Genomic DNA, 14,067 nt, shown 5'->3' with positions numbered 1-14,067 from the left:
CACATGGTGTTTTCGCAGGCGGAGCCGGTCGGATTCGACCGCTTTCGCGCAACACCCGTGCCGTGGGAGGGAGCTGCCTATGCTTCAGGCGACAGCGCCGGATGCGGAGCCCGCGGGAGGGGCAGCCGATGACGCCCACTGAGAATGCGCCGCCGCCGGATCCGGGGGACCCTGCTCCCCGGCCGGCCCGCCACCGGCGGCCGGTCGCCCGCCGGAGGCTGCTCGCCTGGCTGGCCGTCGGGACGGTCGCGGCCGTGACCGGCGGGGAGGTGTTCCGCCAGTCCCTCGCCGACGCGAAGACCGGCAGACCCGCGCCCCCGCTGCCCGCGACGCCCTCCCCGGTCCCCTCGGCGGAGCACACGCACGGCGCCCCGCCGCCCGGCCCGAGCCAACCTCCGCCGCCGGTCGACGAGTCCGGCCGCCGCTGGTCCGACCCGGCCGGCTGGGGCGGCGCCGTTCCCGGCCCCACCACGGCCGTCCGGATCACCGACCGGGTGCTGCTCGACACCGACGCCGCCGTCGGCTCGCTGCTGATCGACCGCACCGGCTCGCTGGTCTTCGCCCGGGACAGGACCCTGTCGCTGGCCAGCGCCGGCAACGTCGAGGTGCGCGGCTCCCTGGCCCTCGCACCGACCGGGGCGGCGGTCCACACCCTGCGCTTCCCCGAGGTGGACGAGAAGCGCTTCCAGGGCGGCGGAACGGCCCTGGTCGGCAGCGACACCGGCCTATGGGTCACCGGCACCGGCTACCTCCGGCTCGACGGCGCCGCCAAGACCGCCTGGGTCCGCGCCGCCGCGGCGCTCAAACCGGGCGAAACCACCATCAAACTCTCAACTGCCCCCGAAGGGTGGCAGACCGGCGACGAGCTGGCGATCACCCCGACCCTCGCCCCCGACACCGACGGCTTCTCCACCGCCTACGACTACGCCACCGTCCGCTCGGTCGACGGCGCCACCGTCACCCTCGACGCGCCGCTGCGCCGGGCCCACCCGCGGGTCGCCGTCGGTGCCGGGCTCACCCTCGGCGCCGAGGTGCTCAACCTGACCCGCACCGTCCGGGTCGAGGGCACCGCCGAGGGCCGCGCCCACATCCACATCACCAGCTCCCGGCACGCCGACGTCCGGCACGCCGCGCTGCGCTGGCTCGGCCCGCGCGCCGCCGGCAAGGACAAGTGGAACGGACAGCCCGTCACCGAACCGGTGCTGGGCCGGTACGGGCTGCACTTCCACATGCTCGCCGACTCCTCCCGGGGCACCGTGGTCGAGGGCGTGGTGGTCCGCGACACCGGCAACCACGCCTTCGTGCCGCACGCCAGTCACGGCATCACCTTCCGATCGTGCATCAGCCACGAGACCTGGGAGGACGCCTACTGGTGGGACGGCCCGCTGGACACCCGCACCCCGCAGGGCCCGTCCGACGACATCGCGTACGACGCCTGCGTCGCCTCCCGCACCGTCTTCGAACCCAACCCGCGCGCCTACCGCCTGACGGGCTTCAGCCTGGGCGCCGGCAGCGGCTCCAGCGCGCGCGGCTGCGTCGCGGTCGGCGTGCAGGGCGCCACCGGCGCCTCCGGGTACGAGTGGCCGGAGACCAGCGAGGGGGTGTGGACCTTCGAGCGCTGCCTGGCCCACAACAACCTGGAGAACGGCGTCTTCGTCTGGCTCAACGCCCAGCACCACCACACCGTCGCCCAGTTCGTGGCCTACCACAACGGCGGCTGGGGCATCGAGCACGGCGCCTACCTCAACGACTTCGACTACCTGTCGAGCGTGCTGTACGGCAACGCGGGCGGGGGAGTGGCGGTCCACGCGCTGGGGCGGGAGAAGGGGACGCGCTTCGACGGCCTGCTGATCGACGCCGCCGGGCAGTCCGACTACGCGGTCGCCACCGCCAAGCACCAGCTCGCGGGCGAGACCGTGACGATCAGCCGGTGCCGGATGACCGGCTACCGCAAGGCCGGCGTGGCCTTCCGGGCCGACCCGGAGGGGAAGCCGGACGACATCGCGGTGCTCGACTGCGAGTTCGGCGGCAACGAGGTCTGGCTCGACCCGGAGGCGCCCGCGCCCAAGCGGATCCTGTTCCGCAAGGCGGGGCAGGGGCAGGCGGTCGCGCTCAGCAAGCCGGGCACCGGGCCGACCGCCGTCCCCCAGTGGAACGCGGCCAGCACCCCCGCGGACGCGCCGCCGGCCCAGCAGGCCGTCGCGCCGCTGACCCTCACCCTCCCGGACGCGGCGAGCAGGACCACCCGCACGCAGCCGTGAGCCCGCCGGCAGCTCCGCGACGTGAAGAAGGGCCCCCGCGGGGGCCCTTCCTCGTGTCCGTTCCGGGATTCCCGGACTACTCCGCCGCGGGCTCCCCGGCGTGCGCCGGCTCGCCCTGCTCCACGTGCTCCGCCTGCTCGACCGGGGCGGCCGGCAGGACGGCGAGGTAGGTGGAGGCGATCAGCTGGCCCACCGTCGGGTACGCGCCGAGCGGGGCCGCGCTCGGGCAGCCGGTCTCCTCGGCGGCGGCCGCGAGCAGCTCCGGGTCGGCCTCGGGGCCGATCACCAGCGGCGCCAGCGCCGGTCGCTCGGAGCCGGTCGCCTTCAGGTGCTCGACGGCGGCGGCGACGGAGCCGGGCACGTCCAGGGCGGCGGCGACCACCGGCACGGCGAGCCGCGCGGCGAGCAGCACGCCGGTGATCCCGGCGGACGCGGCGGCGTCCTCCCCGCCGGCGGTGGTCAGCACCACGCCGTCGGCGGCGGTGGTGATGGCGAACAGCCGGGCGCGGTCGGCGCGGGCCAGCCCGGCCTCGGACAGCCGCACGTGGACGGCCTCGGCGAGCAGCGGGTGCGGGCCGAGGGTGTCGGTGACGACGGCGCCGGTCTCGGCGGCGAGCCGGTGCAGCTCCTCCAGGAACCCGTGCGGGCCGGGGAGCAGCGGCACCAGGACGGGCGCCGGCATGCCGGCGCCGACGGCCTGGGCGATCAGCCCGGCGACGGTGTCGGCGTCCTCGCCCCCGAGGTAGCCGGCCGCGATCTCGATGCCCGGCTGCTCGCCGCGCACGATGGAGAGCAGCTCGTCCACGACGGACCGGGCGTCGGGCCCGGCCACGGCCGGGACGGCCAGGATCAGGGCCGGCGAGCCGGCCGGGATCTCGGGGCGCTCGGGACGACGGTGGCGCCCCCGCGCACGGGAGCCTGGCTGACGGACGGGCAGTGGCGCGCCCGGAATGGCTGCGGTGCTCATGCCGGAGATCGTAGGACATCGGCCGGCCGGTGCTGCAGTCGGATGCCGTACGTAAACATTTCCCGTCCGCCAGGTGACACGGCTCACATCGACGGGCCGTGACGGTCGGTGAGGCCCGCAGGGTGGCGTGAAGATCGACAACGCGCCGCCGCACGTGTGCGGACGGTCATGCCCGTGGCGGAGATTCGCCCGGATATGTCCGCTTATGGCGTGTCAACTTGCCGGGTGTGAAGTGTTGGTGGGGACCTTCGCACGTACATTTGCACGAGCTTTTTCCCCTGCTGATGCACGTGCATCCGAGCTATCATCACGTCAAGTGAGGTGTTCGCCTGGCTTCTAGGGGAGAGAACGATGCGTGAGGCGTACAACGGCATGGCGGCTGCGGACCTCGAGGGCGTGGTCTGGCAGAAGAGCCTGTACAGCAACTCGAAGGGCAACTGCGTGGAGTTCGCCGCGCTCCCCGGCGGGGCGGTGGCGATGCGCAACTCGCGCTTCCCGGACGGGCCCGCCCTGATCTACACCCGGGACGAGATGGCGGCGATGCTGCTCGGGGTGAAGGACGGCGAGTTCGACCACCTCGTCCAGCCCTCCGGCTGACACGCGCCTGACGCACCGTCACTGTCCGGGCCGTCGCGGGGGGTTCACCTGCGACGGCCTCAGCGTTCCGCCGGTCTCTCCCCGGCCGGGCGGCCCGCTCAGGCGGAGCGGCGGTGCAGGACCGGGTTGTCCGGACAGGTCGCGGGCGCGGCCTCGAACAGCGCCCACACCACCTTCCCCGCTCCGGCCAGCGGATGCCAGCCCCAGGAACGGCTGAAGGAGTCGACCAGGTGCAGGCCCCGGCCGGACTCGGCGACGAAGTCGGCCTCGCGGGCGACCGGGCCGGTGCTGCTCGGGTCACTGACCGCGCACACCACCTGCGGTGCGCGGTGGACCAGGCTGATGCGTATCGGCAGCATCGCGTCGGGCGCCTGGTGCGGGCCGGGCTGGGCCGGGAGCCGGGCCGGCTCGACGGCGCCGAGGGCGTGCCGGAGCGCGTTGGTGACCAGCTCGGAGGCGACCAGCGAGACGTCGTCGAAGAGTTCGCCGAGGCCCCACCCCTGGAGGGTCGATCTGGCGAACTCCCGTGCGGTTCTGACGGCTTCGAAGCGGGGAGCGAGGGTGCAGCTGACCACATGGGGGTCGGTCGCCAGGGCCGTACCGGTGCTCATGAAGAGCTCCTCCCATAAGGGGGCGGACACGGCTGGACCCACCGGGGTCATGCCGGTCACCTCCGACTCGCTCGGTCGCGCGACCGCCTCCCCGACCCTGCTGCGCGCACACGTAAACCCAGCGACGCGGGGGCGCCGCCGGGAGCATGTGCGGTTACGCGCGTGGGGTCGACGCGGAGCCCGCGGGATTGCCAGGGGCGTGCAAGTGCACGTGCACCATGGTCCTCTGCGCTCACTGCAGATGCAAGAGTGGATTCACGTGCAGTCGCGGGATTGGCATATGCATGGACCGGATGCACGTGCATCCTGGGGGGTGTGATGCAGAACCGGTAGATCGTTCCGTCACTACCGGCACCGAGCGCGCTCAACTGATGGCAGACTGTGCAGCTGTTGTCCGAGGTGGAGGTTGGGTCCGCATGACCACAGTTCAGCCCGGCAGTGGATCGATGGTGCGCCGGATCCTGCTCGGCTCCCAGCTCCGCCGCCTGCGCGAGGGCTGCGCGATCACCCGCGAGGACGCCGGGTACGCGATCCGGGCCTCGGAGTCGAAGATCAGCCGGATGGAGCTCGGCCGCGTCTCCTTCAAGGAGCGCGACGTCGCCGACCTGCTCAGCCTCTACGGCGTCCACGACGGCAACGAGCGCGAGGCGCTGCTCGGCCTGGTCCGCGAGGCCAACAAGTCCGGCTGGTGGCACAGCTTCAACGACGTGCTGCCCGGGTGGTTCCAGACCTACATCGGCCTGGAGGAGGCCGCCGCGCTGATCCGCACCTACGAGGTGCAGTTCGTCCCCGGCCTGCTGCAGTGCGAGCCGTACGCCCGCGCGATCTTCGCCCAGAGCCGCCCGGTGCTCGCCGAGGAGGAGCTGGAGCGCCGGGTCAGCCTCCGGATGCGCCGTCAGAAGGCGCTCACCGACGGCGAGGGCCCGCGCCTGTGGGCCGTCATCGACGAGGCGGCGCTGCGCCGGCCGGTCGGCGGGCCCGAGGTGATGCGCGCCCAGGTGCAGCACCTGCTCGACATGGCCGAGCAGCCCAACGTGGTGGTCCAGGTGATGCCGTTCCGCTTCGGCGCGCACGCCGGCGAGAGCGGGGCCTTCTCCATCCTGCGCTTCCCCGAGCAGGACCTGGCGGACGTGGTCTACCTGGAGCAGCTGACCAGCGCGCTCTACCTCGACAAGCGCGACGACGTCGACGAGTACGTGCAGGTGATGGAGCGGCTCTGCGTCGACAGCCTCACCCCGCAGCAGACCACCGACCTGCTCGCCGGCATCCTCAAGGAGCGCTGAGCGGCACCCGCCCGGCGCGGCCTACCTGGCGCGCCGCAGCTCCTCGGCGTCGCACCGGAGCGGCCGCGGCCGCTCCGGCGCCTCCGGCTGCGGCGGCACGCCCATCGTCCAGTCCAGCCCGTAGCGGGCGAACAGGTCCGCCCGGATCGGCGCCAGCGGCGTCGAGGCGCCCGGCAGCAGGACGCCGATGCACCCGCCCATCAGCGCGCTGCGCAGCACCGCGTGCTCGGCGACCGGGTCCGCCGCACCCCACTCCCGCAGCAACTCCCGCAGGATGCACCCCAGTTGCTGCTGCTCCGGATCCTGCACGAAGGCGCCGACGTCCGGGTCGAGGATCAGTGCCAGGTGGGAGCGCATCACCCGGGGGTGCTCCAGCGCCAGCCCCAGCACCGCGTCGATCGCCGCCGCCAGCCGGGCGTCGGCGGAGGTGCCGTCCGGCAGCCCGGCCAGCGCCTCGGTGAGCGCGAGGTGCATCATCCGGTGCGTCGCCGACTGCATCAGCAGCCGTTTGCCGTCGAAGTAGTAGGACACCAACCCGCGGGCCAGACCCGCCCGTTCGGCTATGTCCCCGAGGGTCGTCCCGGCGTATCCGTACTGGTCCACCAGCTCCACCGTGGCCCGCATGATGCGGCGGCGGGAACGTCGGCGCATCTCCTCATTGACCGATTCCCCGCGAGGTGCCATCGTGTCTGCTCCGTACGTTCGTTGGCTCCCAGCCAATATACTGGTAGGCGTACGGACACAGCCCCGGCTCCACCAACACGGGGGTTTGGTGGAGCCGGGGTCCTTCCGAGGTCAGCGCTCCGAGAGCACCTGCGCGTCCGCGACGTTCTGCCCGGTCGGGTAGCGGTAGTCCGGCACGGGGGCGGCGGGGGCCGCGGCCCGGCGCCGCTCCAGCGCGGCACCGACCAGGGTGACCGCCAGGCCGACGGCGGCCACACCGGTCACCAGCAGCAACGCCGGCCGGTAGCCGTCCAGCTGGGCCTGCGGGCTCTCGCCGCCGCCGCTGCCCGCCGTGATCACCGCGGTGGTGACCGCCAGCACGATCGCGCTGCCGACCTGGAACGCGGTGTTCACCAGGCCCGACGCCAGGCCCTGCTCCTCGTCCGCGACGCCGCTGGTGGCGGCGATGTTCACCGAGGGGAAGGCCAGCGCGAAGCCGACGCCGAGCAGCACCATGCTGGGCAGCACCAGGGTCGGGTAGCCGCTGTGCTCGCCGAGCCGGAGGAACAGCGCGTACCCGGCGGCCAGCGCCAGCACGCCGACCGGCAGCAGCCGGGTGGTGCCGAAGCGGTCGACCACCGCGCCCATCCGGGTCGCCGAGAGCGCGACCAGCGCGCCGGCCGGCAGCAGGGCGAACGCCATCTCCAGTGCCGACCAGCCGAGCAGCCGCTGCAGGTACAGCGTCACGATGAACTGGAAGCCCGCGTACGAGCCGAAGATGGTCACCGCGGTGAGGTTGGCCCGCGCCACCCGGCCGTTGCGGAAGATGCCGAGCCGCACCAGCGGGTGCGCGGTCCGCGACTCGATCACCAGGAAGGCGGCGGCGAGGACGGCGACCACGGCCAGCGAGCCGAGCGTGCGCACGCTCGTCCAGCCCGCGCCCTGCGCCTCGGTCACGGTGAACACCAGGAGCAGCAGCGCACCCGTGCCGGTGATCGCGCCCGCCACGTCGTAGCCGCCGTGCGGGCGGTCGTCGTCGGCCTGACGGGGCAGCAGCTTGAACGCGAAGGCGAGGGCGAGCAGCGCGACCGGCACCGGCATCAGGAAGGTCCAGCGCCAACCGACCGAGGTGAGCAGCCCGCTGAGCACCAGGCCGAGCGAGAACCCGCTCGCGCCGCAGGTGGTGTAGATGGCCAGCGCCCGGTTGCGGGCCGGGCCCTCGGCGAAGGTGGTGGTGATGATCGACAGGCCGGCGGGCGCGGTGAAGGCGGCCGCCACGCCCTTCAGGAAGCGGGCGCCGATCAGCAGGGCGCCGTTGTCGACCAGGCCGCCGAGCAGGGAGGCGGCGGCGAAGACGGCGAGCGCGACCAGGAAGACCCGCCGCCGGCCGAGCAGGTCGGCCGCCCGGCCGCCGAGCAGCAGCAGGCCGCCGTAGCCGAGGACGTAACCGCTGACCACCCACTGCAGGGCCGAGGTGGACAGGTGCAGGTCGGTGCCGATGGAGGGGAGCGCGACGCCGACCATCGAGACGTCGAGCGCGTCGAGGAACATCGCGGCGCAGAGCACCACCAGGGTGCCCCAGAGGCGTGGGGTCCAGTGCGTGTCGTGGGCGTGGGTGTCGGCAGGTGAAGGCGCTGCTGTGGTCATGGGCCAAGACACTACATGCATGTGCATCCAATGCAAGCGGATTGAATGCACGTGCAATAAATGCGCACTCATGTGCTAGCGTGGTGGCGTGACCGATCTCGACACGGCGGCCGCCCCCGTCGGCGCCGACACCGACACCGACCTCGCCGCCGCCTGGCGCGACCTGCTCGCCCGCCACGCGGCGACCTCCTGCGCCCTCGACCGGGAGCTCGGCGAGAAGCACGACCTCGGCATGAGCGAGTTCGAAGTCCTCGAACGCCTCTGGGAGGCCGACCTCCCCGACGGCCGGGGCCAGCGCTCGCAGGACCTCGCCTGCACCGTCCACCTCTCCCAGAGCGCCCTCTCCCGCCTCATCACCCGCCTGGAGAAGGCCGGTCTGGTGGCCCGGGCGCTCTGCGAGGCCGACCGCCGCGGCATCTACGTCACCCTCACCGCCGCGGGCCGGGCCCGGTACCTCGACGCCCGGCCGACCCACCGCGCGGTCCTCGCCGCCACCCTCACCCCGCCCGACGGCGACCGGTAGGCCTCTTCCGTCGCGATCCGGCGGTGAGGACCGGGTCGATGGCCGGCGGGAACCGGGCGTCGGGGGCGGCGGCCCGCGGGTCTTGCGAGTCTTGACGACCAGGTGCCGGCCGACCACGGGCGAACCGCTCAGGGCCGCCGGTGGCGTCCGGGGTGCCGCGCCGGTCGTCTGCTACGGCCGTGCCGGGTGAACCCCCCTGCGGGACACGGATGGTGACGCGGGGGGATGCCAGGGGGAGTCAGGGACCGCCGGGGCAGGGGTTTTCCTTGGCGTCGCCGTTCGAAGCGCTCTCCGGCGGTGCGTTTCGGACCTTCGCCGCGGACCGTGCGCAGTCGCACGGCGAGGTGCACTGCGCGTCACACCAGGGTGCCGAGCCCGGGGGCCACGGCGAGCAGCAGGACGGCGGCGGGCGCGGCGAGCGCGGCGAGGGTGAGGGCGAGCCGGCTCGGCACCGGGAGGCGGGGCGCGCCGAGCAGGAGGCGGTCGACCCGGGCGGGCGACTGCGCGAGCTGACCGGGCGGGCAGGTCCTGAAGAGCGGGCTGTTGAGCTCGACCAGGGCGCCGGCCGTGGTGAGGCGGCCGTGGCGGCGGGCCGCCCGGTCGTCGGCGGCGAGCTCGACCAGGACGGCGACCTGGTGGCGGAAGGCGGCGAACACGCCCACCCCCGGGAACCCGGTGGCGAGCGCCTCCGCGCACTGGGCCAGCCAGTGGTGCCGCGCCCGGACGTGCCCGCGCTCGTGGCTGAGGACGGCGGCCAGCTCGCGGTCGCTGAGCTGCCGCAGGGCGCCGGTGGTGACGACCAGTCGGGCGTGCGGGCCGGGCAGCGACCACGCTTCCGGCCGGACCGACTCCAGGACGACGAGCCGCTCGCCGGTCGGCCGGGCGGGTGCGAGTCCGAGCGGGAGTTCGGGTGCCCGGCTGGTGAGTTGGGCGTGCCGGTGGCCGCGCAGGGCGCGGGCCGCGCGGATCTCCCGGGCCAGCGAGACCGCCGTCCACACCCCGCCGGCGGCCAGGACGGTCGCGGTCAGCCGGCCCCAGCCCTCCAGCCCGGCGAGTCCGTACGCCGCCTCGACCCCGGCCGGCGCACCGGCGAACACCGCGGTGCGCAGCTCCGGCAGGGCGGCCGCACCGGCCAGCAGCAGGCTGAGCGCGCAGCAGAGCAGGACCGCGACCACCAGGCACTGCCAGACCAGCAGGGCCAGCACGGGTTCTCGCTCGGCCCACCCGGCCCGGGCCAGACGGCCGGGCACCACGGTGGCGAGCACGGTTCCGAGCAGCAGCAGGCTCAGCAGGGCCGTCATGGCGGCGCTCCCCCGAGGAGAATTCGAGGCGCGACGATGCGCTTGCCTCCAACCTATGCCGCCCCGCCGCCCGGGGGAACGGCTCCGGGCGGCCAGTGACCAACACCACGCGCCGTCCGCCGCGCGGCCGTGCCGCTCACGGCGTCACATCGTCAGCAGCATCGCGAACATCCCGATGCCCATCGCCGCCCGGCAGGCGCCGGACAGCCGCACCACGTGCGCCGCGGTCGCCCCCGCGGGGGCGAGCAGCCGGCTGCCCTCCCACACCGCGTATGCGCCGAAGTAGAGCAGCAGCACCCCGGTGAGCGGGGGGAGGCCCATGCCCTGGTGATGGTGGTGCGCCGCGGCCGGAGCGGCCATGGCGAGGGCCATGTACGCCATCGCGAGCGCCCCGATGCCGTGGTGGAGGCGGTGGGCGCGCAGCCCGGCGGTGTGCGGACCGAAGGTGCCGAGCAGCAGCCCGCCGGCGAGCAGGGCGGCGAGCCAGCCCCACAGGACGCCGGGCAGCAGGGCCATGCCCGCCATGCCCAGCCCCATCGCGGCCTCGGCGGCGTCGAGCGCGCGGTGCCCGCGGTGGTCGTGGCCGCCCCGGTGGGCGCGGTGGAGGCAGTACCCGCCGGTGCCCGCCGCGAGCGCGGCCAGCAGCCAGGTGACGACGGCCGGACCGTGCATCGCACCCCACCCTTCCCCCGCTGACCATGGGCGTTCACCGTCCACGGTCACCGATCGCGGGCGTCCGTAGCAGGGCGCACGCGGGGGCGCACGGGAGCGACCGGCCGGGCCCCGTCACCTCGCGCGCCACCGGCGAAAGTGTCCGGTGGCGGGCCGTCCGAGCACAGGAGATGGTCGGCGTACAGCTGCCAGTCCGGAGGGCCGGCCCGGGGCAACCTGCCGAAGTGGAGCGCGGGACCTCCGGATCCCGTCCGACCCCCCTTGAACAGGAGAACCTTTCGTTCGTATGGTGGTCCCGTCGAAATAAGTCCTGTCGAAGTGAGTCTCTGATGCAGAATCTTTCGCCGAAGCTCGCGGTGGCGGCCGATGCGCCCGCCGCGTCCGTCGCCGGCCACCCCGCCTGGCTGCGCCTGAAGGATGCCGTCGAGGCCCTGCGGCCGTTCCAGGCCAAGGACGGCTCGATCGACCTGGCCGCCGTGCAGCGCCAGAGCGTCGACCCGCTGGTCGAGACGGTGCTCGCCTCGGTCGCCGAGCTCGCCCCGTTCTTCCCGCAGGACGCCGCGTACCTGGAGGCCGTCCGGGCAGACCTGCGCAAGTGGGCCGACACCGGCTACCGGGAGCCCGACTTCCTCGACTCGCTGCTGGCCTTCCAGCCGGACGCGCACCGCGAGGACGGCCTGGAGCACCTGGTCGTCTTCCCGATGTACACCCAGAACGGCAACCCCGACCGCAACCTGGAAGCCGTCCTGCTGAAGGTCGTCTGGCCCGAGTGGATCGCCGAGCTGGAGCGCACCCGCTTCGACAACGCCGGCTACCTCGGCATCGCCTTCGAGGACTTCACCGCGGGCTACGACACCAACTCCGCCGTCCTCTTCCCGGAGACCGTCGCCGTGCGCCAGGCGCCGGAACGTTTCACCTGGGGCGGCATCTTCTGCGACCGCGAGGCGGCCCGCTTCCGCGCCGTCTCCACCAGCGCCGTCCGCCAGCTCGGCCTGGAGATCCCGGCCGACGCCGAGGGCCTGCTCAAGGACCAGGCGCGCGCCCAGGAGACCTTCGTCCTGTGGGACCTGGTCCACGACCGCACCCACAGCCACGGCGACCTGCCCTTCGACCCGTTCATGATCAAGCAGCGCAGCCCGTTCTGGATGTACGGGCTCGAGGAGCTCCGCTGCGACCTGAACACCTTCAAGGAGGCCGTGAAGCTGGAGGCCGAGGGCTACGCCCAGGGCCGCGACGTCCAGTACGCCATCCTCTTCGACCGGATGTTCCGCTTCCCGGTCAGCGGCGATCGCGTCCGCAACTACGACGGCATGGGCGGCCAGCTGCTCTTCGCCTACCTCCACCAGCACGACGCGCTGCGCTGGCGCGACAACCGGCTCACCATCGACTGGAGCCGCGTCGCCGAGGTCACCAACGGCCTGTGCGCCGAGATCGAGGCGCTCTACCGGGCCGGCATCGACCGCCCCAAGACCGCGCACTGGATCGCCGCGTACGAGCTCGTCTCCCGCTACCTCACCCCGCACCCCGCCTCCACCTGGGCCAAGGGCCCCGAGGCGCTGCCGCTCGACCTCGCCGACGAGAAGGCGCTGAAGAAGGCGCTCTGCGACGCCGTCCTGCCGGACGAGTTCCCGCTCTCGATGTTCTTCGAGGCGCTGTCGAAGAAGCTCAGCCGCGTCATCGCCGACACCAAGGGCATCACCGGCGCCGACGCCCAGGGGGTCGCCGCGTGACCCGCCGACTCGAGGGCAAGGTCGTCGCGGTCGCCGGGGCCAGCGGCCCCGCCGGACGCGCCACCATGCGCAAGCTCGCCGCCGAGGGCGCCGTCGTGATCGGCGCCGACATCGACCAGCACCGCCTGGACGCGGCCCTCGCCGCCGTCCGCACCGACGTGCCCGGCGCGCAGATCAGCGGCCAGGTCATCGACCTGCTCGACCCGCAGGAGGTCCACGACTGGGCCGACCACCTGGAGGCCGAGCACGGCCACGTCGACGGCGTGTTCCACCTGGTCGGCGGCTGGCGCGGCAGCAAGACCTTCTTCGACAGCCGCATCGACGACTGGGACTTCCTGCACGACACCGTCGTCCGCACCCTGCAGCACACCTCGCTCGCCTTCCAGCCCGCGCTGCTCCGCAGCGAGTCCGGCCGGTACGCGATGATCTCCGCCGCGGCCGCGCACAAGCCCACCGCCGGCGGCGCCGCGTACGCCGCCGCCAAGGCGGCCACCGAGGCCTGGACCCTCGCCATGGCGGACTCCTTCGTCAAGGAGACCACCAGCGGCGACGGCGTCCCCACCGCCGCGGCTGCCATCCTGGTGATCAAGGCCCTGGTCTCCCCGGAGATGCGCGCCGAGAAGCCCGACGCCAAGTTCGCCGGCTTCACCGACACCGCCGACCTGGCCGACCACCTCGCGGGCCTCTGGGACCGCCCCGCAGCAGACCTGAACGGACAGCACCTGTGGCTGACAGCCCGATGAACGCCCGCACCGACGCAGTGGTCCACCACGACGCGACGGTGCGCGGCTTCGCCAGCGACAACTACGCCGGCGTCCACCCCGAGATCCTCGCGGCGATCGCCCTCGCCAACGGCGGCCACCAGGTCGCCTACGGTGAGGACCAGTACACCGAGCACCTGCAGACCGTGTTCAAGCGCCACTTCGGCGAGCAGGCCGAGGCGTACCCCGTCTTCAACGGCACCGGCGCCAACGTGGTCGCCCTCCAGGCCCTCCTCCCGCGCTGGGGCGCGGTGGTCGCCGCCGAGAGCGCCCACATCAACGTCGACGAGTGCGGTGCCCCCGAGAAGATCGCCGGCATCAAGATCCACACCGTGCCGACCCCCGACGGCAAGCTCACCCCCGAGCTGATCGACCGCCAGGCCTGGGGCTGGGGCGACGAGCACCGCGCCCAGCCGCTCGCCGTCTCCCTCACCCAGTCCACCGAGCTCGGCACCCTGTACACGGTGGACGAGGTCAAGGCGATCTGCGAGCACGCCCACCAGCACGGCATGCTCGTCCACATGGACGGCTCCCGGCTCGCCAACGCCGCCGCCTCGCTCGGCGTCCCGTTCCGCGAGTTCACCACCGACGCCGGCGTGGACGTCCTCTCCTTCGGCGGCACCAAGAACGGCCTGCTGCTCGGCGAGGTCGTGGTCGTCCTCAACCCGGAGAAGGTCCGCAACCTCAAGTACCTGCGCAAGATGTCGATGCAGCTCGCGTCGAAGATGCGCTTCGTCTCCGTCCAGTTCGAGGCGCTGCTCACCGGCGACCTCTGGCTGCGCAACGCCGGCCACGCCAACGCCATGGCCAAGCGCCTGGAGACCGCCGTCCGCGACATCGACGGCGTCACGCTGGTCCGCCCCGTGCAGGCCAACGCCGTCTTCGCGATCCTCCCGCGCGAGGTCAGCGAGCGCCTGCAGAAGCGCTACCGCTTCTACTTCTGGGACGAGCACACCGGCGAGGTCCGCTGGATGGCGTCCTTCGACACCACCGAGGCCGACATCGACGCCTTCGCCGCCGCGATCGCCGAAGAGATGGCCCGCTGAGGCGG

At 73.4% G+C, this 14,067-nt stretch carries 13 protein-coding genes; 7 read left to right on the top strand and 6 right to left on the bottom strand.

The features are described 5' to 3' along the window. Positions 1-128: 128 nt before the first annotated feature. Positions 129-2,261, top strand: coding sequence for a hypothetical protein (locus ABEB06_RS08605; RefSeq protein WP_345696213.1), 2,133 nt, complete (start codon positions 129-131; stop codon positions 2,259-2,261). 76 nt (positions 2,262-2,337) lie between these two features. Here the strand turns inward: ABEB06_RS08605 and ABEB06_RS08600 are convergent, their stop codons facing one another. Next, complete coding sequence (locus ABEB06_RS08600) at positions 2,338-3,228, bottom strand: sirohydrochlorin chelatase (RefSeq protein ID WP_345696212.1); 891 nt, start codon at positions 3,226-3,228, stop codon at positions 2,338-2,340. A 351-nt stretch (positions 3,229-3,579) separates the two neighbouring features. Between ABEB06_RS08600 and ABEB06_RS08595 the strand changes: the two genes are divergently transcribed. Then, on the top strand, positions 3,580-3,825 hold the full coding sequence (locus ABEB06_RS08595; RefSeq protein ID WP_345696211.1) for a DUF397 domain-containing protein: 246 nt from the start codon (positions 3,580-3,582) through the stop codon (positions 3,823-3,825). A 98-nt stretch (positions 3,826-3,923) separates the two neighbouring features. On the opposite strand, the gene ABEB06_RS08590 is transcribed toward ABEB06_RS08595, so the two are convergent. After that, on the bottom strand, positions 3,924-4,436 hold the full coding sequence (locus ABEB06_RS08590; RefSeq protein ID WP_345696210.1) for an ATP-binding protein: 513 nt from the start codon (positions 4,434-4,436) through the stop codon (positions 3,924-3,926). 416 nt (positions 4,437-4,852) lie between these two features. Between ABEB06_RS08590 and ABEB06_RS08585 the strand changes: the two genes are divergently transcribed. Beyond that, positions 4,853-5,719 carry a helix-turn-helix domain-containing protein gene (locus ABEB06_RS08585; protein WP_345696209.1) on the top strand — a complete coding sequence of 289 codons (867 nt, stop codon included), beginning with the start codon at positions 4,853-4,855 and terminating at the stop codon, positions 5,717-5,719. A gap of 21 nt (positions 5,720-5,740) precedes the next feature. Here the strand turns inward: ABEB06_RS08585 and ABEB06_RS08580 are convergent, their stop codons facing one another. Together ABEB06_RS08580 and ABEB06_RS08575 are read right to left on the bottom strand one after the other, a co-directional pair. After that, positions 5,741-6,370 (bottom strand): TetR/AcrR family transcriptional regulator, encoded by a 630-nt coding sequence (locus ABEB06_RS08580; protein ID WP_345696208.1) that lies wholly within the window; start codon positions 6,368-6,370, stop codon positions 5,741-5,743. A 144-nt stretch (positions 6,371-6,514) separates the two neighbouring features. Next, on the bottom strand, positions 6,515-8,029 hold the full coding sequence (locus ABEB06_RS08575) for an MFS transporter (RefSeq protein WP_345696207.1): 1,515 nt from the start codon (positions 8,027-8,029) through the stop codon (positions 6,515-6,517). Positions 8,030-8,117: 88 nt separating this feature from the next. Here ABEB06_RS08575 and ABEB06_RS08570 point away from each other — a divergent pair, with 88 nt between their 5' ends. Next, complete coding sequence (locus ABEB06_RS08570; protein ID WP_345696206.1) at positions 8,118-8,552, top strand: MarR family winged helix-turn-helix transcriptional regulator; 435 nt, start codon at positions 8,118-8,120, stop codon at positions 8,550-8,552. 356 nt (positions 8,553-8,908) lie between these two features. Here ABEB06_RS08570 and ABEB06_RS08565 read toward each other — a convergent pair whose 3' ends face one another. Together ABEB06_RS08565 and ABEB06_RS08560 are read right to left on the bottom strand one after the other, a co-directional pair. Further along, positions 8,909-9,853, bottom strand: coding sequence for a M56 family metallopeptidase (locus ABEB06_RS08565; RefSeq protein ID WP_345696205.1), 945 nt, complete (start codon positions 9,851-9,853; stop codon positions 8,909-8,911). Positions 9,854-9,997: 144 nt separating this feature from the next. After that, entirely contained in the window at positions 9,998-10,525 is a 528-nt protein-coding gene (locus ABEB06_RS08560) for a DUF5134 domain-containing protein (protein ID WP_345696204.1), read from the bottom strand. A gap of 329 nt (positions 10,526-10,854) precedes the next feature. On the opposite strand from ABEB06_RS08560, the gene ABEB06_RS08555 reads away from it, so the two are divergent. Genes ABEB06_RS08555 through ABEB06_RS08545 form a run of 3 tightly spaced genes read left to right on the top strand, consistent with a single transcriptional unit; the run spans position 10,855 to position 14,062 of the window. Continuing rightward, entirely contained in the window at positions 10,855-12,255 is a 1,401-nt protein-coding gene (locus tag ABEB06_RS08555; RefSeq protein WP_345696203.1) for a DUF6421 family protein, read from the top strand. Further along, positions 12,252-12,998 carry an SDR family NAD(P)-dependent oxidoreductase gene (locus tag ABEB06_RS08550; protein WP_345696202.1) on the top strand — a complete coding sequence of 249 codons (747 nt, stop codon included), beginning with the start codon at positions 12,252-12,254 and terminating at the stop codon, positions 12,996-12,998. The genes ABEB06_RS08555 and ABEB06_RS08550 overlap by 4 nt, the downstream gene beginning before the upstream one ends. Beyond that, on the top strand, positions 12,995-14,062 hold the full coding sequence (locus tag ABEB06_RS08545) for a threonine aldolase family protein (protein WP_345701775.1): 1,068 nt from the start codon (positions 12,995-12,997) through the stop codon (positions 14,060-14,062). Before ABEB06_RS08550 ends, ABEB06_RS08545 begins: the two co-directional genes overlap by 4 nt. Positions 14,063-14,067: the final 5 nt, after the last annotated feature.

Source organism: Kitasatospora terrestris (assembly GCF_039542905.1).
Lineage (GTDB): Bacteria > Actinomycetota > Actinomycetes > Streptomycetales > Streptomycetaceae > Kitasatospora > Kitasatospora terrestris.
Note: the sequence above shows the minus strand (reverse complement) of the source record. Positions and strands in the feature narration are given on the sequence as shown.

Bases quoted from the DNA above. Each gene is read 5' to 3' on its own strand.
- ABEB06_RS08605 (WP_345696213.1), top strand. From the start codon at position 129: ATGACGCCCACTGAGAATGCGCCGCCGCCGGATCCGGGGGACCCTGCT.
- ABEB06_RS08600 (WP_345696212.1), bottom strand. From the start codon at position 3,228: ATGAGCACCGCAGCCATTCCGGGCGCGCCACTGCCCGTCCGTCAGCCA.
- ABEB06_RS08595 (WP_345696211.1), top strand. From the start codon at position 3,580: ATGCGTGAGGCGTACAACGGCATGGCGGCTGCGGACCTCGAGGGCGTG.
- ABEB06_RS08590 (WP_345696210.1), bottom strand. From the start codon at position 4,436: ATGAGCACCGGTACGGCCCTGGCGACCGACCCCCATGTGGTCAGCTGC.
- ABEB06_RS08585 (WP_345696209.1), top strand. From the start codon at position 4,853: ATGACCACAGTTCAGCCCGGCAGTGGATCGATGGTGCGCCGGATCCTG.
- ABEB06_RS08580 (WP_345696208.1), bottom strand. From the start codon at position 6,370: ATGCGCCGACGTTCCCGCCGCCGCATCATGCGGGCCACGGTGGAGCTG.
- ABEB06_RS08575 (WP_345696207.1), bottom strand. From the start codon at position 8,029: ATGACCACAGCAGCGCCTTCACCTGCCGACACCCACGCCCACGACACG.
- ABEB06_RS08565 (WP_345696205.1), bottom strand. From the start codon at position 9,853: ATGACGGCCCTGCTGAGCCTGCTGCTGCTCGGAACCGTGCTCGCCACC.
- ABEB06_RS08560 (WP_345696204.1), bottom strand. From the start codon at position 10,525: ATGCACGGTCCGGCCGTCGTCACCTGGCTGCTGGCCGCGCTCGCGGCG.
- ABEB06_RS08555 (WP_345696203.1), top strand. From the start codon at position 10,855: ATGCAGAATCTTTCGCCGAAGCTCGCGGTGGCGGCCGATGCGCCCGCC.
- ABEB06_RS08545 (WP_345701775.1), top strand. From the start codon at position 12,995: ATGAACGCCCGCACCGACGCAGTGGTCCACCACGACGCGACGGTGCGC.